This window comes from Pseudomonas sp. NPDC087804 (assembly GCF_044742965.1).
Lineage (GTDB): Bacteria > Pseudomonadota > Gammaproteobacteria > Pseudomonadales > Pseudomonadaceae > Aquipseudomonas > Aquipseudomonas rustica.
Genome location: NZ_JBIUVN010000004.1, coordinates 202,856 through 225,143 on the forward strand (window position 1 = coordinate 202,856; position 22,288 = coordinate 225,143).

Annotated in this window: 16 protein-coding genes and 1 other RNA gene; 10 read left to right on the forward strand and 7 right to left on the reverse strand. The window is 60.7% G+C overall.

What is annotated here, in order from left to right; genetic code table 11:
- The 5 genes from smc to ffs all read left to right on the forward strand — a co-directional run bounded on the left by smc (position 1) and on the right by ffs (position 8,814).
- The gene (gene smc / locus ACIOMO_RS10810; RefSeq protein WP_401240529.1) at positions 1 to 3,489 is read left to right on the forward strand and encodes a chromosome segregation protein SMC; all 3,489 of its coding nucleotides are present in this window, start codon (positions 1 to 3) and stop codon (positions 3,487 to 3,489) included.
- Between the two features lie 265 nt (positions 3,490 to 3,754).
- Complete coding sequence (gene zipA / locus ACIOMO_RS10815) at positions 3,755 to 4,612, forward strand: cell division protein ZipA (protein ID WP_401240570.1); 858 nt, start codon at positions 3,755 to 3,757, stop codon at positions 4,610 to 4,612.
- 145 nt (positions 4,613 to 4,757) lie between these two features.
- Positions 4,758 to 7,115 (forward strand): NAD-dependent DNA ligase LigA, encoded by a 2,358-nt coding sequence (gene ligA / locus ACIOMO_RS10820; protein ID WP_401240532.1) that lies wholly within the window; start codon positions 4,758 to 4,760, stop codon positions 7,113 to 7,115.
- Positions 7,116 to 7,419: 304 nt separating this feature from the next.
- Positions 7,420 to 8,583 carry a putative zinc-binding metallopeptidase gene (locus tag ACIOMO_RS10825; RefSeq protein ID WP_401240534.1) on the forward strand — a complete coding sequence of 388 codons (1,164 nt, stop codon included), beginning with the start codon at positions 7,420 to 7,422 and terminating at the stop codon, positions 8,581 to 8,583.
- 134 nt (positions 8,584 to 8,717) lie between these two features.
- An RNA gene (gene ffs, locus ACIOMO_RS10830) (signal recognition particle sRNA small type) lies at positions 8,718 to 8,814 on the forward strand.
- Positions 8,815 to 9,027: 213 nt separating this feature from the next.
- Here the strand turns inward: ffs and ACIOMO_RS10835 are convergent.
- Positions 9,028 to 9,777 carry a substrate-binding periplasmic protein gene (locus tag ACIOMO_RS10835; RefSeq protein ID WP_401240537.1) on the reverse strand — a complete coding sequence of 250 codons (750 nt, stop codon included), beginning with the start codon at positions 9,775 to 9,777 and terminating at the stop codon, positions 9,028 to 9,030.
- Between the two features lie 145 nt (positions 9,778 to 9,922).
- On the opposite strand from ACIOMO_RS10835, the gene dnaX reads away from it, so the two are divergent.
- The 5 genes from dnaX (at position 9,923) to ACIOMO_RS10860 (ending at position 15,712) form a co-directional block, all read left to right on the forward strand.
- On the forward strand, positions 9,923 to 12,016 hold the full coding sequence (gene dnaX, locus ACIOMO_RS10840) for a DNA polymerase III subunit gamma/tau (RefSeq protein WP_401240539.1): 2,094 nt from the start codon (positions 9,923 to 9,925) through the stop codon (positions 12,014 to 12,016).
- 67 nt (positions 12,017 to 12,083) lie between these two features.
- Complete coding sequence (locus ACIOMO_RS10845) at positions 12,084 to 12,422, forward strand: YbaB/EbfC family nucleoid-associated protein (protein ID WP_053118768.1); 339 nt, start codon at positions 12,084 to 12,086, stop codon at positions 12,420 to 12,422.
- A gap of 283 nt (positions 12,423 to 12,705) precedes the next feature.
- Positions 12,706 to 13,740 (forward strand): NADP-dependent oxidoreductase, encoded by a 1,035-nt coding sequence (locus ACIOMO_RS10850; protein ID WP_401240542.1) that lies wholly within the window; start codon positions 12,706 to 12,708, stop codon positions 13,738 to 13,740.
- A 66-nt stretch (positions 13,741 to 13,806) separates the two neighbouring features.
- A complete protein-coding gene (gene recR, locus ACIOMO_RS10855) occupies positions 13,807 to 14,409 on the forward strand; it encodes a recombination mediator RecR (RefSeq protein ID WP_401240545.1) in 603 nt (200 codons plus the stop codon).
- A 154-nt stretch (positions 14,410 to 14,563) separates the two neighbouring features.
- The gene (locus ACIOMO_RS10860; protein WP_401240548.1) at positions 14,564 to 15,712 is read left to right on the forward strand and encodes an acyl-CoA dehydrogenase family protein; all 1,149 of its coding nucleotides are present in this window, start codon (positions 14,564 to 14,566) and stop codon (positions 15,710 to 15,712) included.
- Between the two features lie 120 nt (positions 15,713 to 15,832).
- Here ACIOMO_RS10860 and ACIOMO_RS10865 read toward each other — a convergent pair whose 3' ends face one another.
- The 6 genes from ACIOMO_RS10865 to ACIOMO_RS10890 all read right to left on the reverse strand — a co-directional run bounded on the left by ACIOMO_RS10865 (position 15,833) and on the right by ACIOMO_RS10890 (position 22,242).
- Positions 15,833 to 16,381, reverse strand: a complete 549-nt coding sequence (locus ACIOMO_RS10865; RefSeq protein WP_024012326.1) for an adenine phosphoribosyltransferase — start codon at positions 16,379 to 16,381, stop codon at positions 15,833 to 15,835.
- A 78-nt stretch (positions 16,382 to 16,459) separates the two neighbouring features.
- Positions 16,460 to 17,194, reverse strand: a complete 735-nt coding sequence (gene fnr / locus ACIOMO_RS10870) for a fumarate/nitrate reduction transcriptional regulator Fnr (protein ID WP_053118774.1) — start codon at positions 17,192 to 17,194, stop codon at positions 16,460 to 16,462.
- 132 nt (positions 17,195 to 17,326) lie between these two features.
- Positions 17,327 to 18,709: an oxygen-independent coproporphyrinogen III oxidase gene (gene hemN, locus ACIOMO_RS10875; protein ID WP_401240552.1), complete on the reverse strand. Its 1,383-nt coding sequence runs from the start codon at positions 18,707 to 18,709 to the stop codon at positions 17,327 to 17,329.
- A 171-nt stretch (positions 18,710 to 18,880) separates the two neighbouring features.
- The gene (locus ACIOMO_RS10880) at positions 18,881 to 19,564 is read right to left on the reverse strand and encodes a sulfite exporter TauE/SafE family protein (protein WP_401240555.1); all 684 of its coding nucleotides are present in this window, start codon (positions 19,562 to 19,564) and stop codon (positions 18,881 to 18,883) included.
- Positions 19,557 to 19,769 (reverse strand): cbb3-type cytochrome oxidase assembly protein CcoS, encoded by a 213-nt coding sequence (ccoS, locus tag ACIOMO_RS10885; protein ID WP_053118779.1) that lies wholly within the window; start codon positions 19,767 to 19,769, stop codon positions 19,557 to 19,559. Before ccoS ends, ACIOMO_RS10880 begins: the two co-directional genes overlap by 8 nt.
- 22 nt (positions 19,770 to 19,791) lie before the next feature.
- Positions 19,792 to 22,242 (reverse strand): heavy metal translocating P-type ATPase, encoded by a 2,451-nt coding sequence (locus ACIOMO_RS10890; protein WP_401240558.1) that lies wholly within the window; start codon positions 22,240 to 22,242, stop codon positions 19,792 to 19,794.
- Positions 22,243 to 22,288 lie beyond the last annotated feature (46 nt).

Below are 22,288 nucleotides of genomic sequence, written 5' to 3' on the forward strand. Positions count from 1 at the left end.
GTGCGGCTCAAGTGCATCAAACTGGCGGGATTCAAATCCTTCGTCGACCCGACCACGGTGAACTTCCCCAGTAACATGGCGGCGGTCGTCGGGCCGAACGGTTGCGGCAAGTCGAACATCATCGACGCCGTTCGCTGGGTGATGGGCGAAAGTTCAGCGAAAAACCTGCGTGGCGAGTCGATGACCGATGTCATCTTCAACGGCTCGACCAGCCGCAAACCGGTGAGTCAGGCCAGTATCGAGCTGGTTTTCGACAACTCCGACGGCACCTTGCTCGGCGAATACGCGGCCTACGCGGAAATTTCCATTCGCCGCAAAGTCACCCGCGACAGCCAGACCACGTATTACCTCAACGGCACCAAATGCCGTCGTCGCGACATCACCGATATCTTCCTCGGCACCGGCCTCGGCCCGCGCAGCTACTCGATCATCGAGCAGGGGATGATCTCCAAGCTGATCGAATCCAAGCCCGAAGATCTGCGCAACTTCATCGAAGAAGCGGCGGGCATCTCGAAATATAAAGAGCGCCGTCGCGAGACCGAAAACCGCATCCGCCGCACCCACGAAAACCTCGCGCGTCTGACTGACCTGCGTGATGAGCTTGAGCGTCAACTCGAACGCCTGCACCGTCAGGCCGAAGCGGCGAAGAAGTACCAAGAATTCAAAGCCGAGGAGCGTCAGCTCAAGGCGCAACTGTCGGCCCTGCGCTGGCAGGATCTCAACGATCAGGTCGGTCAGCGCGAGTCGATCATCGGCACTCAGGAAATCAGTTTCGAAGCCTTGGTCGCTGAGCAGCGAAATGCTGACGCGGCCATCGAACGCTTGCGCGACGGTCACCATGATCTGTCCGAGCGCTTCAATCTGGTGCAAGGGCGCTTCTATTCGGTCGGCGGTGACATCGCCCGGGTCGAACAGAGCATCCAGCACGGCCAGCAACGTCTGCGGCAGTTGCAGGACGATCTGAAAGAAGCCGAGCGCGCCCGCCTCGAAACCGAATCGCATCTGGGCCACGACCGCACGTTGCTGCTGACCCTCGGTGAAGAGCTGGACATGCTTGTGCCCGAGCAGGAAGTCACCAGTGCGGCCGCCGAAGAAGCCGCCGCTGCGCTGGAAGATTCCGAAAGCGTCATGCACGGCTGGCAGGAGCAGTGGGACGCCTTCAACCTGACTGCCGCCGAACCGCGCCGTCAGGCCGAGGTGCAGCAGTCGCGCATCCAGCAGCTGGAAACCAGCATGGAGCGCCTCGCCGATCGGCAAAAGCGTCTCGGCGAAGAGCGCGCGTTGCTCTCGGCCGACCCGGAAGACGCGGCGATCATGGAGCTCAACGAGCAGCTCGCCGAGTCCGAAGCGACCCTCGAAGATTTGCAGACCAGCGAAGAAGCGCAGGTCGAAAAACTCGAACAACTGCGTCAGGAATTGCAGCAAGCGCTGACCGCGCAGCAGCAGGCTCAGGGCGATTTGCAGCGCCTCAATGGTCGTCTCGCGTCGCTCGAAGCGTTGCAGCAAGCCGCGCTCGATCCGGGCACCGGCACTGCCGAGTGGCTGAAGGAGCACAACCTCGCCGAGCGTCCGCGTCTGGCTGAAGGTTTGAAGGTCGAGGCCGGTTGGGAATTGGCGGTGGAAACCGTGCTCGGCGCCGATCTGCAAGCGGTACTGGTTGACGACTTCAGCAGCTTTGATTTGTCCGGTTTTACGCAGGGCGATTTGCGCCTGCTCAGCCCGGCCAGCGATGGCGAGCGGGTGGCGGGCAGCTTGCTGGATAAGGTCGACGCGCAGATTGATCTGTCGCCGTGGCTCGGTCAGGTCAAACCGGTCGACAGCCTTGAGCAGGCGTTGGCTTTGCGCGGGCAGTTGAGTGCTGGCGAGAGCTTGATCAGTCGCGACGGTTATTGGGTTGGTCGGCATTTCCTGCGCGTACGACGTGCCAGTGAAGCGGAGAGCGGCATGCTCGCCCGTGGCCAGGAAATCGAAGCGCTGCACCTCGAACGCGAAGAGAAAGAAACCACCGTCGAAGCCATGGAAACCCGTCTGCAAACCCTGCGTGCGCAACAGCGTCAGCAGGAAAACGGTCGCGAACATTTGCGTCGTTTGCTGCAAGACGAAGCGCGCCAGCAAGGCGAACTGAAAGCTCAGTTGTCCGCCGGCAAAGCCAAGGCTGAACAGTTGACCTTGCGTCGCACGCGTCTCGATGAAGAGTTGATCGAACTCGGCGAACAGCGTGAGCTTGAGCACGAACAAGTCGGCGAAGCGCGCATGCACTTGCAGGAAGCGCTGGATGCCATGGCGCTGGACACCGAACAGCGCGAGTTGTTGCTGGCCCAGCGTGACAGCCTGCGCGAACGCCTTGATCGTGTGCGTCAGGAAGCGCGGCAGCATAAGGATCACGCCCATCAATTGGCCGTGCGTCTCGGCTCGTTGCGCGCGCAGCATGACTCCACGCGTCAGGCGCTCGAGCGTCTGGAAATGCAGTCCGAGCGCCTGACTGAAAAACGCGAACAGTTGAGTCTGAATCTGGAGGAGGGCGAGGCGCCGCTGGAAGAGCTGCGCCTGAAACTCGAAGAGCTGCTCGACAAGCGCATGACCGTCGACGAAGAACTCAAGACCGCGCAGATTGCTCTGGAAGACGCTGACCGCGAATTGCGCGACGCGGAAAAACGCCGGACTCAGGCTGAACAACAATCGCAATTGATTCGCGGCCAACTCGAACAGCAGCGCATGGAATGGCAAGCCCTGACCGTGCGCCGCAAGGCCTTGCAGGATCAATTGCTCGAAGACGGCTACGATCTCAACGGCGTGCTCGCGACATTAACCGCGCAAGCCAGTGAACGCGAAGCCGAAGAAGAACTCGAACGCATCAATGCGCGGATTCAACGCCTGGGCGCGATCAACCTCGCGGCCATCGACGAATACACGCAGCAGTCTGAGCGTAAGCGCTATCTGGATGCGCAGGACGCTGATCTGGTCGAAGCACTGGAGACGCTGGAAAACGTTATCCGCAAGATCGACAAGGAAACCCGTAACCGCTTCAAAGATACCTTTGATCAGATCAATGGCGGTTTACAGGCGCTTTTCCCAAAAGTTTTCGGTGGCGGGCGCGCGTATTTGGAACTGACGGGCGAAGATCTACTCGATACAGGGGTAACGATCATGGCGCAGCCGCCAGGGAAGAAGAACAGCACCATCCATTTGCTCTCCGGCGGGGAAAAAGCCCTGACCGCATTGGCACTGGTTTTTGCGATCTTCAAGTTGAACCCGGCGCCGTTCTGCATGCTCGATGAGGTTGACGCGCCGCTGGATGACGCTAACGTTGGACGCTACGCACGCTTGGTCAAAGAGATGTCGCAGACCGTGCAGTTCATCTATATCACCCACAACAAGATCGCCATGGAAATGGCCGAGCAGTTGATGGGCGTAACGATGCATGAACCGGGTTGTTCGCGACTGGTGGCCGTGGATGTCGAGGAGGCAATGGCGATGGTGGACGCGTAAGTCCGCGTGTTGTCGGAAAGGTATTAGAGGGTTGTAGGACTTTTTTACCGACGTCGACTTGCTGGCCAATCGACATATTCGTGCAAGCCAATGAGACAGACGGTGTAAAGTTGCCTTTGGTCGTGCTAGTTTAATGTCAAATTTTCGTATACGTGGGCAAAACGCCTGTCAGAACATAGAGTTGGCGCCACGTTTTAAAGCGGTTTGCACAGTGTAAACCCCTTATTTTACAGCAAATTATATATAGGCACGGTATTACAATGAAATAGGACTGCGCGAGTGGCTGATCGTCATCGGCATCATAGTGATAGCCGGTAGTCGTGTCGATGGCTGGCGCCGTATGCGCGGCGGCAAGGGAAAACTGAAGTTCCGTCTTGACCGAAGTCTGTCCAACCTGCCGGACGAGGACACCAGCGCTGAGCTGTTGGGCCCGGCCCGCGTGCTGGACACGCACAAAGAACCGCAGCTGGACGAACACGATTTGCCGTCGGTGAGCATGCCGGCCCGCGAAGCACGCGAGCCTCGCGATTCCGGCAATAAACGTGGCAAGCGTGGCAGCAAAGGTTCGGCGCAGGGTGACTTGAACCTCGATCTGGATCTGGACGACAGCCCGAGCTTCAGCAGCCGCGACGATGATTTCGCCGACGACAGCAAGCCTGCACCGGCCGTGGTCGAAAAAGATCAGCCGCAAGCTGAAGAAGTTTTGGTGATCAGCGTGATCTGCCGTGACGCTGCCGGCTTCAAAGGCCCGGCGCTGTTGCAGAACATTCTGGAAAGCGGTCTGCGTTTTGGCGAGATGGATATTTTCCACCGTCACGAAAGCATGGCGGGTAACGGTGAAGTGCTGTTCTCGATGGCCAACGCGGTCAAACCGGGCATTTTTGATCTGGACGACATCGACCATTTCAGCACTCCGGCGGTGAGCTTCTTCCTCGGTCTGCCAGGCCCGCGTCATCCGAAGCAAGCCTTCGACGTGATGGTCGCCGCAGCCCGCAAGCTGTCGCAGGAACTCAACGGCGAGCTGAAAGATGACCAGCGCAGCGTGCTGACTGCACAGACGATCGAGCACTACCGTCAGCGCATCGTTGAATTCGAACGCCGCGCATTGACCCAGAAGCGCTAAGGCCAGATCAAAAGATCGCAGCCTTCGGCAGCTCCTACAGAGGATCGCGATCCTGTAGGAGCTGTCGAGTGCAACGAGGCTGCGATCTTTTAAGGATGAAACTGGAGCAGCCTCGGCTGCTCTTTTGCTTTATGAGAGAACACCCATGACCGCCGCCAAACACCGCATTCTCGAGCTGCGCGCTGAACTCGATCAGCACAACTACCGTTACCACGTCCTCGACGAGCCGAGCATTCCGGACGCCGAGTACGACCGGTTGTTCCACGAGCTCAAGGCGCTGGAAGCGGCCAATCCGGAACTGATCACCAGCGACTCGCCGACCCAGCGCGTCGGCAGCGTGGCGCTCACCGCGTTCACTCAGGTGCGGCACGAAGTGCCGATGCTCAGCCTCGGCAACGCCTTCGAAGAAAGCGACATGCGCGAGTTCGATCGTCGCGTCACCGAAGGTCTGGATATCCCTGCCGGCGATTTGTTCGGCGGCGGCGCGGCGGTGGAATACAGCTGCGAACCGAAACTCGATGGCCTGGCGGTCAGCCTGCTCTATCAGGACGGCGTGCTGGTGCGCGGCGCCACACGCGGCGACGGCACCACCGGCGAAGACATCAGCGTCAACGTGCGCACCGTGCGCAACATTCCGCTGAAGCTGCACGGCGAAGGCTGGCCGGCGACCCTCGAAGTGCGCGGTGAAGTGTTCATGTCCAAGGCCGGTTTCGAGCGCCTCAACGCCTCGCAACTGGAAGTCGGCGGCAAGACTTTCGCCAACCCGCGTAATGCCGCCGCCGGCAGCTTGCGTCAGCTCGATTCAAAGATCACTGCCAACCGTCCGCTGGAATTCTGCTGCTACGGCATCGGTCAGGTCTCCCACGATATTTCCGACACCCACATCGGCAACCTCAAGCAATTGCAGAAGTGGGGCATGCCGATCAGCCATGAGCTGAAACTGGCAAAAGGCATCGACGAATGCCTGGATTACTACCGCGACATCGGCGCACGCCGTAACGCGCTGACCTATGAAATCGACGGCGTGGTGTTCAAGGTCAACAGCATTGCCGATCAGCGCGAACTGGGCTTCCGCGCCCGCGAACCGCGCTGGGCGATCGCGCATAAATTCCCGGCGATGGAAGAACTCACCGAGCTGCTTGATGTGGAATTTCAGGTCGGTCGTACCGGTGCCGTTACGCCGGTCGCGCGTCTGAAACCGGTCAAAGTCGCTGGCGTCACCGTGGCCAACGCCACGTTGCACAACATGGACGAAGTCGCGCGACTCGGCCTGATGATCGGCGACACCGTGATCATCCGCCGTGCCGGTGATGTGATTCCGCAAGTGGTGCAAGTGGTGCTCGAGCGTCGTCCGGACAACGCCCGCCCAGTGGCGATTCCCGAGAGCTGCCCGGTGTGCGGCTCGCACGTTGAGCGCACGCAACTGATCAAGCGCAGCAAGGGCAAGGAAACCGTCAGCGAAGGCGCGGTGTATCGCTGCGTCGGGCGTCTGGCCTGTGGTGCGCAGTTAAAGCAGGCGATCATTCACTTCGTCTCGCGCCGGGCAATGGACATCGAAGGCCTTGGCGACAAGAGCGTCGAGCAGCTGGTCGATGAAGGTCTGGTCAGTTCGCCGGCCGATCTGTATGCGCTGAAGTTCGACGACATCGTCGATCTCGAAGGTTTTGCCGAGGTGTCCAGTAACAAGCTGCTGGCGGCCATCGAGGACAGCAAGAAGCCGAGCCTCGCGCGCTTCATCTATGCGCTGGGCATTCCTGATGTCGGCGAAGAGACGGCCAAGGTGCTGGCGCGCTCGCTGGGTTCGCTGGAGCGGGTGCAGCAGGCGTTGCCACAAGTGCTGACGTATCTGCCGGATGTCGGTCTGGAAGTGGCGCACGAGATTCACAGCTTCTTTGAAGATGCGCATAACCAGCAGGTGATTACCGAGTTGCTCGGCCATGGTTTGCAGATTCAGGATCAGGGTGAGTTGGGAGCGGAATTCGCGGCCAGTACCACGCTGGGTGGTTTCCTCGACAAGCTGCACATTCCTTCGGTCGGCCCGGGCGGGGCGCAGAAACTGGCGGACAAGTTTGGCTCACTGGAAGCGGTGATGAACGCTGACTGGCTGGACATGCGTCAGGCGTTGCCGGAGAAACAGGCCAATTCGGTGCGCGAGTTTTTTGCGGTCGCGGAGAATCGGCAACTGGCTGAGGCATCCGAAAAACAGCTGCGTGATTTCGGCATGCACTGGCAGAGCGAGAAGAAAGTCGTCGAAGGCTTGCCGTTGTCTGGCGAGACCTGGGTGCTGACGGGTAAGGTCGAGTTGATGAGCCGGGATGTGGCTAAAGATCACCTCGAAAGCCTGGGTGCGAAGGTTGCCGGTTCGGTCTCGGCGAAAACTCATTGCGTTGTTGCAGGCCCCGGTGCCGGATCGAAACTGACCAAAGCCAATGAGCTGGGCGTAAAAGTGATGGACGAAGAAACCTTTATCGCCTTCCTCAAAACCCATGGCCTTCAGGTCTGACACAAAACCCATGGCCTTCAGGTCTGATACAGAACTCATGGCCTTCAGGTCTGACACAAAATCCTGTGGCGAGGGGATTTATCCCCGTTCGGCGACGCAGTCGTCGCAAAACCATACGGCTCGGTACATCTGATTTACCGCGTCGTATGGATTTGGGGTCGCTTCGCAACCCATCGGGGATAAATCCCCTCGCCACAATGGTGCTATCACTTGGTTGCACTGTTGATCGTTCCCACGCTCCCGCGTGGGAACGATCATCGCGCCAGAATGATCTAGTCTCTGCAAGCCCCAGGGAGAGATCGCCATGCACCGTTTTTTCGAGCAACTCAGTTCTCGCATCATCGCGCCGTTCATGGGCGAATCTTCGCGCAACAGTAAAGTCTGGCCGTGCCGCTGCGGCCAGTCGTTGTTCTTTCGCAACAGCCAGTGCCTGGCCTGCAATGCTTTGCTCGGCTATCAGCCGGAAGAAAGCCGCATCACCTCCCTGTCGCCCGGTGTGGAGAACGGCACCTGGACGCTGGATGCTGATCCCGACGCAGGCCTGTTTCGCCGCTGCGCCAACCTCGACACGCCCGCCGCGTGCAACTGGCTGCTGCCGGCCAACGTCGACGATGCCTTGTGCGTCGCTTGCAGCCTCAATCGCACCATCCCCGACCTGTCCGATCCGGAAAATCCCGAGCGCTGGCGCAAGGTTGAAATCGCCAAGCGCCGCCTCGTCGCGCAACTGATCAATCTTGGCTTGCAGGTCATCCCGAAAACCGTGGATGAAGACAGCGGTCTCGCTTTCAATTTCATCGGCGTCGACCTCGAAGGCAACGCGCCGATGACCGGCCACGCGAACGGCCTGATCACCCTCGACATCAAAGAAGCCGACGACGCCCACCGCGAGCGGGTGAGGGCGCAGATGCACGAACCGTATCGCACGCTGCTCGGGCATTTTCGGCATGAGGTCGGGCACTACTATTGGGATCGGCTGATCGCCAACGGCCCGTGGCTCGATTCATTCCGTAACCTGTTCGGCGACGAGCGCGCCAGTTACGCCGAGGCGCTCGATCGTCATTACCAACAAGGCGCGCCACTCGACTGGCCGCAGCACTACGTCAGCGCGTATGCGACCATGCACCCGTGGGAAGACTGGGCGGAAACCTGGGCGCATTACCTGCACATGATGGACGCGGTGGACACGGCGCTGGGTTTTGGCATGAGCGCGCGGGAAATGGATTTCGATTACCAGCCGTTTCCGAGCAGCACGCTGTACGACCCGCAACATCCCGGTGGCGAGGCGTTCCTGGCGTTTGTTAATGCATGGATCGAGTTGGCCGGCATGCTCAATGAATTGTCACGCAGCATGGGCCAGCCGGATTTTTACCCGTTCGTGCTGCCGGCGGCTGCGATTGCCAAGCTGCACTTTATTCATCTGGTGATCCAGCAGGCGGGCGGCAAAGCGGACGAGGTACTGGCCCTGTAGGAGCTGCCGCAGGCTGCGATCTTTATGTCCTTGACCTTGTTCATATTTTTAATCTGAAACCAACGGTTGTAACTTCGTCTCAGATAGGTACAATGGCGCGGCTCGCCGACAGGCAAGCGTCGTTATGGTGACCCCATCGGTCCCCCCGCAACGATTACCCGTGAACCTGGTCAGAGCCGGAAGGCAGCAGCCACAGCGGGAACATTGTGTGCCGGGGTGTGGCTGGTGGGGTCGCCACCTTAACGAACAATCGAACGCTTCAACCAGAACTGCATGGGTTTCACCCACTGCGGTTTTTTTTGTGCCTGCGATTTGCCAAAACGAAATAAATCCCCTGCTGACAATGATTCTGTAGGAGCAAGGCTTGCCCGCGAAGGCGGTGTGTCAGGTTTACATTTTTTCACTGACACACCGCCTTCGCGGGCAAGCCTTGCTCCTACACAGTTATGGGGTGTTGTCGGACTGGCCGGTATACAACCGGATAATCTCATCAATCTCCCCCGACATTTTCATCCGCAACAACGTGCGCAAGATCCGTTGCACCGGCACCTTCGGGTCGTTCCTTACATAACAACCGACCTTCTGCTCCTGCAACACCGCCACCGCTTGCAATTGCTGCTCCGGCATCAGGCGCTGATTGAACCAGTCCAGCGTCCACTGATTGCTCACCGCATAGCGATAACGCCCGGCCAGCAACTTCTCCAACACCTGCTCCTGATTGCGCGCATCTTCACGTTGCAGGCGATCGGTGTCGAACAACGGCTGCAGGGTAGGGTAGATGTAGCCAAGCACGGTGCCGATGGATTGGCGGGGCAGGGTGGCAGGGTTAATGCTGACGGGCTGATCCTTGCGACTGACCAACAGATCACGTTGAAACAACAGCGGCAGACTCCAGATGTAATCCCCCGACTGATTCGGCAGCCACGACTGTGCGGCATAGCAGCGAACATCAATCTCGCCGTGCTCCATGGCGCTCTGCACCCGGGCGCGCGGCAGCACGTGAAACTCGGCCGGCGCGCCGACCTGGGTGGCGAGGCTGAGCATGATGTCGTAGAGGATGCCCTGGGTCGGGCGGCCGCGTTCGTATTGCACCATTGGCATCGCCCAACTGTCGGGCATGGCAAAGCGCAGCGGTGGCTCTGCTGCCGTCACGTTCAGGCTGAATCCCAGCAGTGCCCCCACGGCCCAACGCATAAACGCTCCGGTAATTCCCTGTCCTGAGCCGATAAAAGCCTCTGCTGATGGAGCTTAGCCACATTAGACGAGGACATCGGATGCAATTTTGCCCTTGCTCCGCTAGCATTAGCCGCTTCTGCTTCCTTCGCTGCGACGGTTTTCGATGAGTTATCAGGTTCTTGCACGTAAATGGCGTCCGCGCTCGTTCCGCGAAATGGTCGGCCAGACCCATGTGCTCAAAGCTCTGATCAATGCCTTGGACAGCCAGCGGCTGCACCACGCGTACCTGTTTACCGGTACGCGCGGGGTGGGTAAAACCACGATTGCGCGGATCATTGCCAAATGCCTGAACTGTGAGACAGGTATCACTTCCAGCCCGTGCGGCGAGTGCTCGGTGTGCCGTGAAATCGACGAAGGCCGCTTTGTCGACCTGATCGAGATCGATGCCGCGAGCCGCACCAAGGTCGAAGACACCCGCGAGCTACTCGACAACGTGCAGTACGCGCCGAGCCGTGGGCGCTTCAAGGTCTACCTGATCGACGAAGTGCACATGCTTTCCAGCCATTCCTTCAATGCGCTGCTGAAAACCCTCGAAGAGCCGCCGCCCTACGTCAAGTTCATCCTGGCGACCACCGACCCGCAGAAACTTCCGGCAACGATTTTGTCGCGCTGCCTGCAGTTCTCGCTGAAGAACATGACGCCGGAGCGCGTGGTCGAGCATTTGACCCACGTGCTGACCGCCGAAAGCGTGCCGTTCGAAGACGATGCGCTGTGGCTGCTCGGTCGCGCTGCTGACGGTTCGATGCGTGACGCCATGAGCCTGACCGATCAGGCCATTGCTTTCGGTGAAGGCAAGGTGCTCGCCACCGACGTGCGGGCGATGCTCGGCACGCTGGATCACGGTCAGGTCTTTGACGTTCTGCATTCGTTGATTGAAGGCGATGCCAAGGCATTGCTTGAAGCGGTGCGCCACCTGGCCGAGCAGGGCCCGGACTGGAACGGCGTGCTCTCGGAAATTCTCAACGTGCTGCACCGCGTCGCTATCGCTCAAGCGCTGCCGGAAGGCGTCGACAATGGGCATGGCGATCGCGATCGCGTGTTGGCGCTGGCGCAAGCCTTGCCGGCCGAAGACGTGCAGTTCTATTACCAGATGGGCCTGATCGGCCGCCGCGATTTGCCGCTGGCGCCGGATCCGCGCGGCGGTTTCGAAATGGTGCTGCTGCGAATGCTGGCCTTCCGGCCGGCTGATACGGCGGACGCCCCGAGGCAACCGCTAAAGCCAGTGGGGATCAGCCAGGCCACAGTTGATTCCGCAAATTCAGTGGCTGCCGCGCCTAAACCTGCGCCGGTGGTTGCTGCGGCTGTTGCCCCGACGCCGGCTCCTGTAGCTGCACCTGCGCCGGCTCCAGAGCCTGCGCCGGTTGCTCCAGTTGCTCCAGTTGCCGAGCCAGAGCCAACGCCCGTCGTCGCCGAAGCCGTTGTCGATCTGCCGTGGAACGATCCGGTAGAAGCCGAGGCCGAGCCAGAACCCGAGCCAGCTCAGCAGCCTGCCGTCGAGCCCATGCTGGAAACCGCCGCCGAGCAACCCGAGTTGCCGCCGATGCCGTTGCCGACCCCGGACAGCGTCGTTCCTGACGCACCAGAGTGGGCCGCCGCGCCAATTCCAGAGCCCTCAGTCGCTGACGTCGATGCCGCTACCCCGGGCACCGACATGGACGACGAGCCGCCGCTGGACGAGGATTACATCGAGCCGGACATGGACTCGGCGTACAGCTACCTCGACGAACTGGCCAGCGAACACGCCGCCGACCCAGAGCCGGAACCCGAACCTGAGCCCGCAGCGGCGCCAGCCACCGGTCTGGCCTTGCAATGGCTGGAGCTGTTCCCGAAACTGCCGATCTCCGGCATGACCGGCAGCATCGCCGCCAACTGTACGTTGATCGCGGTTGATGGCGATCATTGGCTGATGCACCTCGATCCGGCGCACAGTGCGCTGTTCAACGCCACGCAGCAGCGACGTCTGAACGATGCGTTGAACCAGTTCCACGGTCGTACGCTGACGCTGACCATCGAGCTGATCAAACCCGAGCAGGAGACCCCGGCTCAGGCCGCCTCCCGTCGCCGGGCCAACCGTCAGCGCGAAGCGGAGGAGTCGATTCATGGCGATCCGTTCATCCAGCAGATGGTTCAGCAGTTTGGCGCGGTGGTGCGACACGATACTATTGAACCTGTCGACGCCTTGGTCGCCCAAGGCTAATAACTGAAGGTGCCCGGCCTCCATGGCCGGGCGCTGTTTTGATCCAAGTACTTTTGAGGTGATTCCCATGATGAAAGGTGGCATGGCCGGCCTGATGAAGCAGGCGCAGCAGATGCAGGAAAAAATGGCCAAGATGCAGGAAGAACTGGCCAACGCCGAAGTCACCGGTAAGGCCGGCGGCGATATGGTCACCGTGGTCATGACCGGTCGTCACGACCTCAAGCGCGTCAGCATCGACCCGACCCTGCTGCCGGGTCTGGACGAAGACGACCGTGAAGTGATCGAAGACCTGGTTGCGGCCGCCGTCAACGACGCCGTGCGCAAGATCGAAGCCAGCAGCCAGGAAAAAATGGGCGGCATGACCGCCGGCATGAACCTGCCTGCGGGTATGAAACTGCCATTCTGATTCGCCAACCGGCGGCAGATGAGCTACACAAAATGCCAGGCATTGCGCCTGGCATTTTTGTTTCTGGCGGGTGGAGAGCTGTGTTGGTCATGCGGACGCCTTCGCGAGCAAGCCCGCTCCCACAGGTGATTGCATTCCATCTGGAGAAATGCGGTCGAATGTGGGAGCGGGCTTGCTCGCGAAGAAGTCGACTCGGTCCACCTGAAGAAACATCGAACACCCCACCGCCTCAACGGTCTGCTCCCTATACCCGCTGAATTCATCATTCACAGGAGACGCTGACATGTCCGACCCTCTTACCCTCAATCAACGCTTCGTCCTCGCCTCGCGTCCGGTTGGCGCGCCGACCGCGGAAAACTTCCGCCTTGAACGCGAAGCGCTGCCCGATCTGCAGGACGGCCAGATACTGCTGAAAACCCTCTACCTGTCCCTCGACCCCTACATGCGCGGTCGCATGAGTGACGCACCGTCCTACGCCGCCCCTGTCGAAATCGGCGAGGTGATGACCGGCGGCGCTGTCAGTCGCGTCGAAGACTCGCGTCATCCCAAGTTTCATAAGGGTGATCTGGTGGTCGGTGCCACTGGCTGGCAAAGCCACAGCATCAGCGATGGCCGCAACATCATCCCGATCCCGTCCGGGTTGCCGAGCCCGTCGATGGCCCTCGGTGTGTTGGGCATGCCCGGTATGACCGCGTACATGGGCCTGATGGACATCGGTCAGCCGAAAGAAGGCGAGACGCTGGTTGTCGCCGCCGCGTCCGGTGCTGTCGGTTCGGTGGTCGGCCAGGTGGCCAAGATCAAAGGCCTGCGCGCGGTCGGTGTCGCCGGTGGTGCCGAGAAGTGCAAATACGTGGTCGAGGAATTGGGCTTCGACGCCTGCATCGATCACAAGGCTGACGACTTCGCCGAGCAACTGGCCAAGGCGTGCCCGAATGGCATCGACATCTATTACGAAAACGTCGGCGGTCACGTATTCGACGCGGTCGTGCCGTTGCTCAACCCCAAAGCGCGCATCCCGCTGTGCGGCCTGATCGCCGGTTACAACGCCTCTGAAGCCCCGAAAGGCCCGGATCGTCTGCCGATGCTGCAGCGTACGTTGCTGACCAAACGCGTACGCATTCAGGGCTTCATCGTGTTTGATGACTACGGCGATCGTCAGCCGGAATTCATCAGCGCGATGGTGCCGTGGGTGCGCGATGGCAAGGTCAAATTCCGCGAAGACGTGGTCGATGGCCTGGAGCAGGCGCCGGAAGCGTTTATCGGTCTGCTGGAGGGTCGCAACTTCGGCAAACTGGTGGTGCGGGTCGCCCAGGACTGAGTATTTGACGCTGGCCAGAGGCGCGGGTATAAACCGCGTCTCGTTGTTTTGTCGGACTTTTTACCCATGAGCTTCAGCCCTTTGATTCGCCAACTGATCGACGCCCTGCGCACCTTGCCCGGCGTGGGTCAGAAAACCGCCCAGCGCATGGCGTTGCAGATGCTCGAGCGTGATCGCAGCGGCGGTCTGCGTCTGGCTCAGGCCTTGAGCCAAGCCATGGAAGGGGTCGGGCACTGCCGCCAGTGCCGCACGCTGACCGAAGACGATCTGTGCCCGCAATGCGCCGACACCCGCCGCGACGACACGTTGCTGTGCGTGGTCGAAGGGCCGATGGATGTCTACGCCGTCGAGCAAACTGGCTTCCGTGGCCGCTACTTTGTGCTCAAGGGACATTTGTCGCCGCTGGACGGGCTCGGGCCTGAGGCGATCGGTATTCCGCAACTGATGGCGCGGATTGCAGAGGCGGGGACGTTTGCTGAAGTGATTCTTGCGACCAATCCTACGGTTGAGGGTGAAGCCACAGCGCATTACATCGCGCAGTTGTTGCAGCACAAAGGCCTGATCGCTTCGCGGATTGCTCACGGTGTGCCGTTGGGTGGTGAGTTGGAACTGGTGGATGGCGGCACGCTGGCGCATTCGTTTGCCGGGCGGAAACCGATTTCCCTCTGATAAAAATCAAAAGATCGCAGCCTTCGGCAGCTCCTACAGGGAACCGCATTCCAGTGTGGGAGCTGCCGCAGGCTGCGATCTTTTGCTCTTCTGTATCTTGTAAACCAAGCAAGCGCTCGGTTAAGTTCGGCGAACCCTTCCGTGGAGCTCGCCCATGCCTGCCTTTCAGGAATACTTTGATCCCAGCCATCAATTAGTCCGCGACAGCGTCAGACGTTTCGTCGAGCGCGAGATCCTGCCGGACATTGACAAGTGGGAAGAAGCCGAAAGCTTCCCCCGTGAGCTGTACCTGAAGGCTGGTGCCGCCGGCATCCTCGGCATCGGCTATCCGGAAGCGCTCGGTGGCAGCCATGAAGGCGATCTGTTCGCCAAGGTCGCCGCCGGTGAGGAATTGATGCGCTGCGGCTCTGGCGGCCTGGTAGCGGGGCTCGGCTCGCTGGATATCGGTCTGCCGCCCATCGTCAAATGGGCTCGCCCTGAAGTGCGAGATCGCGTCGTGCCACAAGTGCTCAGCGGCGAAAAGATCAGCGCCTTGGCAGTTACCGAGCCCGGTGGCGGCTCTGACGTCGCCAACCTGCAAACCCGCGCCGTGCGTGACGGCGACGTCTATCGGGTCAGCGGCAGCAAAACCTTCATCACCAGTGGCGTGCGCGCGGATTTCTACACCGTCGCGGTACGCACCGGCGCGCCGGGCTTCGGCGGCATCAGTCTGTTATTGATCGAGAAGGGCACGCCCGGTTTCACCGTGGGCCGTCAGTTGAAGAAAATGGGCTGGTGGGCGTCGGACACAGCTGAATTGTTCTTCGACGATTGCCGTGTGCCTGTAGGAAATCTGATCGGCGCCGAGAGCATGGGCTTCGCCTGCATCATGGGCAACTTTCAGAGCGAGCGCCTTGCCTTGGCGCTGATGGCCAACATGACCGCGCAACTGGCGCTGGAAGAAAGCCTGAAGTGGGCGCGCGAGCGGGAAGCGTTTGGCAAACCGATTGGCAAGTTTCAGGTGATCAAGCATCGACTGGCCGAGATGGCTACGGCACTGGAAGTGTCGCGCGAATTCACTTACCGGCAAGCGGCGAAAATGGTGGCGGGGCAGAGTGTGATCAAGGAGATTTCCATGGCGAAGAACTTTGCCACGGACACCTCGGATCGGATTACCACGGAGGCGGTGCAGATTCTTGGTGGGCTTGGGTATATGCGCGAGAGTCTGGTGGAGCGGCTGTATCGGGATAACCGCATCTTGTCGATTGGCGGCGGGACGCGGGAAGTGATGAACGAGATTATCAGCAAGCAGATGGGGCTGTAGGTTTGATGGTGTGGCTACTGGCCTCTTCGCGAGCAAGCCCGCTCCCACAGGGGATTTGTGAACGACACAGATCCAATGTGGGAGCGGGCTTGCTCGCGAAGGCAGCTTAAAGGGCGCTACCTATTTATCGGTCAACGCAAACTGCGTCAGGCAGAAAGTCGGGATGCCCATGTCCTGCAGACGCTGCGAACCTTGCAGCTCCGGCAGGTCAATAATCGCCGCTGCCTCATGCACCCGCGCGCCCATGCGACGAATCAGGTTGGCCGCCGCAATCAGCGTGCCGCCGGTGGCGATCAAATCATCAAACATCACCACCGAATCGCCTTCGCACAGGCTATCCGCGTGCACTTCCAGAAACGCTTCGCCGTATTCGGTCGCGTAACCTTCAGCGAGCACGTCCGCCGGCAGTTTGCCTTGCTTGCGGAACAGCACCAGTGGCTTGTTCAACTGATAGGCCAGTACCGAACCGATCAGAAAACCGCGCGCATCCATCGCGCCGATGTGGGTGAAATCGGCTTCCACGTAGCGGTGGGCGAAGCTGTCCATCACCAGGCGCAGGGCCGTGGGCGATTGGAACAGCGGGGTGATGTCGCGAAAGATCACGCCCGGTTTCGGGAAGTCGATCACGGGGCGGATCAGGGATTTGATGTCGAAGGAGTCGAAGACCATCGTCGAGGTGTCCTGGCAGGGCTGCAAACGGCGCAGTATACCCGCGGCTGAAACGCTTCGCTCAACCGCGGATCGAGATCAGCCTTCTAACGAACCACCGGCCAGCGCGCAGAGCTGGATCGGGTCGAGGATGTGAATCTCCTTGCCCTCGGCGGCGATCAGCTGGTTTTGCTGGAAGCGGGTGAACACGCGGGACACGGTTTCCACCGCCAGACCCAAGTAGTTGCCGATTTCGTTACGCGACATTGCAAGGCGGAATTGATTGGCCGAGAAGCCGCGAGCGCGGAAGCGTGCGGACAGGTTGACCAGGAAGGTGGCGATGCGCTCGTCGGCGGTTTTCTTCGACAGCAGCAACATCATTTGCTGGTCGTCGCGGATTTCGCGGCTCATCACGCGCATCAACTGACGGCGCAGCTGCGGCAATTGCAGGGCCAGTTCGTCGAGGCGTTCAAAGGGAATTTCGCAGACCGAGGTGGTTTCCAGCGCCTGAGCGGACACCGGGTGTTTCTCGGTGTCCATGCCGGACAGGCCGACCAGTTCGCTTGGCAAGTGGAAGCCGGTCAGTTGTTCTTCGCCGGAATCGCTCAGGCTGAAGGTCTTCAGGGCGCCGGAGCGTACTGCAAAAACGGAATCGAACGTGTCGCCCTGGCGGAACAGGAACTCACCCTTTTTCAACGGGCGGCCACGTTTAACGATCTCGTCCAGCGCATCCATGTCTTCCAGATTCAGAGAAAGTGGCAGGCAGAGAGGGGCCAGGCTGCAATCCTTGCAATGAGCCTGGTTATGAGCGCGCAGTTTAACTGGCTCGGACATTTCTTTAATCCTTGTGGGAAAACACACATAAGACGTAAGGGTAACCCACAAGAGGACGTTCAGGCCAGTGTGTGGCGCGTCTGTCCTGCCGGCAAAGTCTCGCTGTCCGGACTGATTTATTTTGGTGGGCGCTCAAATCACCCGGGAAAAACGCTGGCGGTTTTGCTGCTCCAGGTAAGCGTCAAACACCATGCACACCGAACGCACCAGCAAGCGTCCCGCCGGCATAATCGTGATGCAATCACGTTCCAGAGTGATCAAGCCATCGTTGGCCATGCCTTGCAGTTGTGGCCATAGCGCGCCGAAGTAACCCTGAAAATCGATGTTGAACTGCTGCTCGATCTCGGCGAAATCCAGACTGAAGTTGCAGATGAGTTGCTGAATCACCGCGCGTCGTAGCCGATCATCGGCGTTGCACACCAAGCCACGGCTGGTCGCCAGTTGCGCGGCGGCGAGACTGTTCTGGTATTCGTTCAGATCGCTGCTGTTCTGGCAGTACAGGTCGCCAATCTGGCTGATCGCCGAAACTCCCAGACCAATCAAATCGCAATGGCCGTGGGTGGTGTAGCCCTGGAAGTTGCGTTGCAGGGTTTCCTCTTCCTGAGCAATCGCCAGTTCGTCATCGGGCAGGGCGAAGTGATCCATGCCGATGTAGCGGTAACCGGCGGCGATCAATTGTTCGGTAGTGCGCTGAAACATCTCCAGTTTCTGCGCCGGGCTCGGCAGTTCGCTGGTGTTGATCCGCCGCTGCGGCATAAAGCGTTCCGGCAGGTGCGCGTAGTTGAACACCGAGAGCCGATCCGGTTGCAGGCTGATGACTTCCTCGACGGTACGGGCGAAGTTGTCCGGGGTCTGTTTGGGCAGGCCGTAAATCAGGTCGATGTTGATCGAGCGAAATTGCAGGGTTCGCGCCGCGTCGATCACCGCGCGGGTTTCTTCCAGACTTTGCAGGCGATTGACCGCGCGTTGTACGGCCGGATCGAGGTCTTGCAGGCCGATGCTGACGCGATTGAAACCGAGTTCCCGCAGCAGGCCCATGGTCGACCAGTCGGCTTCGCGCGGATCGATTTCGATGCCGTAATCGCCGGAATCGTCATCCAGCAGATTGAAATGCTTGCGCAGGTGCGCCATCAACTGACGCAGTTCATCGTGGCTGAGAAAGGTCGGGGTGCCGCCGCCGAAGTGCAGTTGCTCGACTTTTTGTGCGGGGTCGAGGTGGCAGGCGATCAACTGGATTTCCTGCTCCAGACGTTGCAGGTACGGCAGGGCGCGGCCGCGATCCTTGGTGATGACCTTGTTGCAGGCGCAGTAGTAGCAAATGTTCGCGCAGAACGGCACATGCACATACAGCGACAACGGGCGCAGGGCTTTGCGGCTGTCGCGCAGAGCGTGAAACAGATCGAACGAGCCGACCTGACTGTGAAATTGCACGGCCGTCGGATACGAGGTGTAGCGCGGTCCCGCGAGATCGTAACGGCGAATCAGATCAGAGTCCCAACGAATGGCGTCGAGCATGCGGGCATTCCCCCGAATAGGCTGGCAGTGTGGGGGGAGTCTATCGGGGTGCGGCGATGAGGCACTTGATTTGCATCAACCGCAGGAGATCAAAAGATCGCAGCCTTCGGCAGCTCCTACTTTGGAATGTGTAACTCTGTAGGAGCTGCCGAAGGCTGCGATCTTTTGATCTTAATGCCCCATGAGCCAATGTTGATGCGGGCCGGGCAGGGTCCAGATGCCGAACAGGATGACCAGCAGCCCACCCGCCATGCGCACGCTGCGCTTGCGCAACAGCGCAGTAACGCGTTCTGCCGCAAGCCCCGTCGCAAGCAAAACCGGCCAAGTCCCCAAGCCAAACGCGAGCATCAACAACGCACTGTCCAGCGCATTGCCCTGACTCGCCGACCACAGCAACGTGCTGTAAACCAGCCCACACGGCAGCCAGCCCCACAACGCGCCGAGCAACAACGCACGCGGCACACTCGACACGGGCAACAAACGGTTAGCCACTGGCTGAATGTGCCGCCACAACCCGCGTCCGAGGCTTTCGATCCGCGTCAGCCCGCTCCACCAACCGGCCAGGTACAACCCCATGGCGATCAACAACAAACCGGCCAGTACGCGCATGAACATTGCCGCAGGACTGTTGGCAACCGCCCAGCCCGCCAGCCCGATCAACAATCCCGCCGTGGCATAACTGAGAATCCGCCCGAGGTTATACGCCAGCAGCAGACGAAAACGCCGGCTGCGTTGCTCTTTGGGAATCGCCAGGGTCAGCGCGCCCATCAAGCCGCCGCACATGCCCAGGCAATGGCCACCACCAAGCAAGCCGAGGATCAGCGCCGAGACCAGCAGTGGCGCCAGTTCAAGCATGGGGTGGGGCCTTGTCGTCCGGTTTGGTCGCGTTGACTTCGTCGACGGCGGCGGTGTGTTGCGGATCCTGATCGTCGAACAGGATGCTGTGGGCCGGGCCGTCGAGGTCGTCGTACTGACCGCTGTCCACCGCCCAGAAGAAAATGTAAACGGCGATGGCCACGATCAGCAGTGCGGCGGGGATCATCACGTAGAGAGCTGGCATCTGTACTCCATGCCCGCGCGGCTCAGGCCGGCAGCGGGCGGGTTTCCGAACGAGTGCTGGCGTGCGGCGAACCCGGCAGGCGAGTCAGGCGCAAAGCGTTGAGCACCACGGTCAACGAACTGATCGACATGCCGACCGCGGCCCACACCGGCGTGATCCAGCCGAGGGCGGCGAACGGCAACATGAGGCCATTGTACAGCGCCGCCCACAGCAGGTTCTCGATGATTACCCGGCGCGTGCGCCGCGCCAATGTGAAGGCCTGAACCAGCGCGTCGAGGCGGTTGGACAGCAGCACCGCATCGGCGCTGGTTTTCGCCAGATCGGTGGCCGAGCCCATGGCCACGCTGATGTCAGCCGCTGCCAGTACCGGCACATCATTGACGCCGTCGCCAAGCATCAGCACCTTGCGACCTTCCTTGTGCAACTGTTGCAAGACTTGCAGTTTGTCGTCAGGACGCAAACCACCACGGGCCTCGTCGATGCCCAATTCGGCGGCGACGCTGGCGACCATCGGCGAGCTGTCCCCCGATAGCAATAATGTGCGCCAGCCGCGCGCCTTGCACGCCGCGAGCAGGGCGGGGGCGTCATCGCGCAAGCGGTCATCGAGGACGAACCACGCCAACGGCCCCTGAGCGTCGCCCAGCAGCAGCCATTGGCCTGCTTCGTCCGGCATCCTCGGTGCTGCCGCGCCGCTGAGGGCGCAGACAAATTGCGCCTGACCGATGCGCAAGCGTTGTTCGCCGACCAAGCCTTCGAGGCCGAGCCCCGGTGTGCTGTGAACTTCCTCTGCCGCCAGCGGTGCGCGACCGAAAGCTCGGGCAATCGGGTGTTCTGAACGGTTTTCCAGCGCGGCGGCGAGGCTCAGGCATTGCTCGCTGTCCATTGCGCCGAGCGGGCGGATCGAACGCAATACCAAGCGGCCCTCGGTGAGGGTGCCGGTCTTGTCGAAAATCACTGTGTCGATCTGATTCAGGCCTTCCAGCACATGGCCGCGCGTCAACAGCAAACCGAGTTTGTGCAGGGTGCCGGTGGCGGCGGTGAGGGCGGTCGGCGTCGCCAGCGACAGCGCGCACGGGCAGGTCGCGACGAGCATGGCGAGGACGATCCAGAACGCGCGCGAGGAATCCAGCTCCCACCAGAGCAGGCCGATGACGGCAGCGGCGATCAGCGACAGCAACAGGAACCATTGCGCCGCGCGGTCGGCGATTTCGGCCAGTCGCGGTTTTTCTGCCTGAGCGCGATCAAGCAGGCGGACGATGGCGGACAGGCGCGTGTCTTGCCCCAGCGCCTGCACTTCAACCGTCAGCGCCCCTTCGACATTAAGGGTGCCGGCGGTGACCGCATCGCCCAGCGTGCGCGGTTGCGGCAGGTATTCGCCGGTGAGCAGCGATTCGTCGATGCTTGATTGGCCATCAATGATCTTGCCGTCGGCCGGGAGGATCGATCCGGCTTGCACCAGAATCTTGTCGCCCGTGCGCAGCTCGCTGAGCAAAATGCGCTCGCTCTGGCCGCTACCGTCCAGACGCAGGCACGACGCGGGCAACAGATTGACCAGTTGGGCCGTGGCAGCGGCGGTACGCTCGCGGGCGCGGCGTTCCAGATAACGCCCGGCGAGCAGGAACAACGCAAACATACCGACCGCATCGAAGTACAACTCACCGACGCCGGTGATTGCCGTCCAGATCCCGGCGATGTAGGCGCTGCCGATGGCCAGCGACACCGAGACGTCCATGGTCAGGTGCCGGGTGCGCAAATCACGCATTGCGCCTTTGAAGAACGGCGCGCAGCTGTAGAAGACGATCGGCGTGGTGAGGAACAGCGCGACCCAGCGCAGGATCGTGTGCAGCTCAGGACTGAGGTCGATATTGAATTCCGGCCAGGTCGCCATAGTCGCCATCATTGCCTGAAACCACAGCAATCCAGCGACGCCGAGCTGGCGCAGGGCGAGACGGTTTTCGCTGGCCAGTTGTTCGCTGGCGCGGTCGGCCTGATACGGGTGGGCGGCGTAACCGATGTGGCGCAGTTCGGCGAGGATCTGGCTCAGCGGCAATTGCGCGTCGGCCCAGCTCACGTGCAGGCGATGGTTGGACAGGTTCAGTCGTGCTTCGGCCACGGCAGGCAGGGTGCGCAGATGTTTCTCGATCAGCCAGCCACACGCGGCGCAACTGATGCCTTCCATCAATAACGTGGTTTCGGCCAGCTCGCCTGCATGGCGCACGAACGGTTGTTGCACGTCGGCGCGGTCGTACAGCGCCAGTTCGTCGGTCAGTTGCACCGGCAGCGCTTCGGGGTTGGCCGAGGCTTCGCTGCGATGCTGGTAATAACTGTCGAGGCCGCCGGCAACGATGGCTTCGGCCACAGCCTGGCAGCCCGGGCAGCAGAATTCGCGGGATTCCCCGAGTACGACAGCGGTGAAGCGGCTGCCCGACGGAACGGGCAGGGCGCAGTGGTAGCAGGGGAGTGGGCTGGTCATGGCACTTGTTCCGATGATCGTTCCCACGCTCCGCGTGGGAATACCT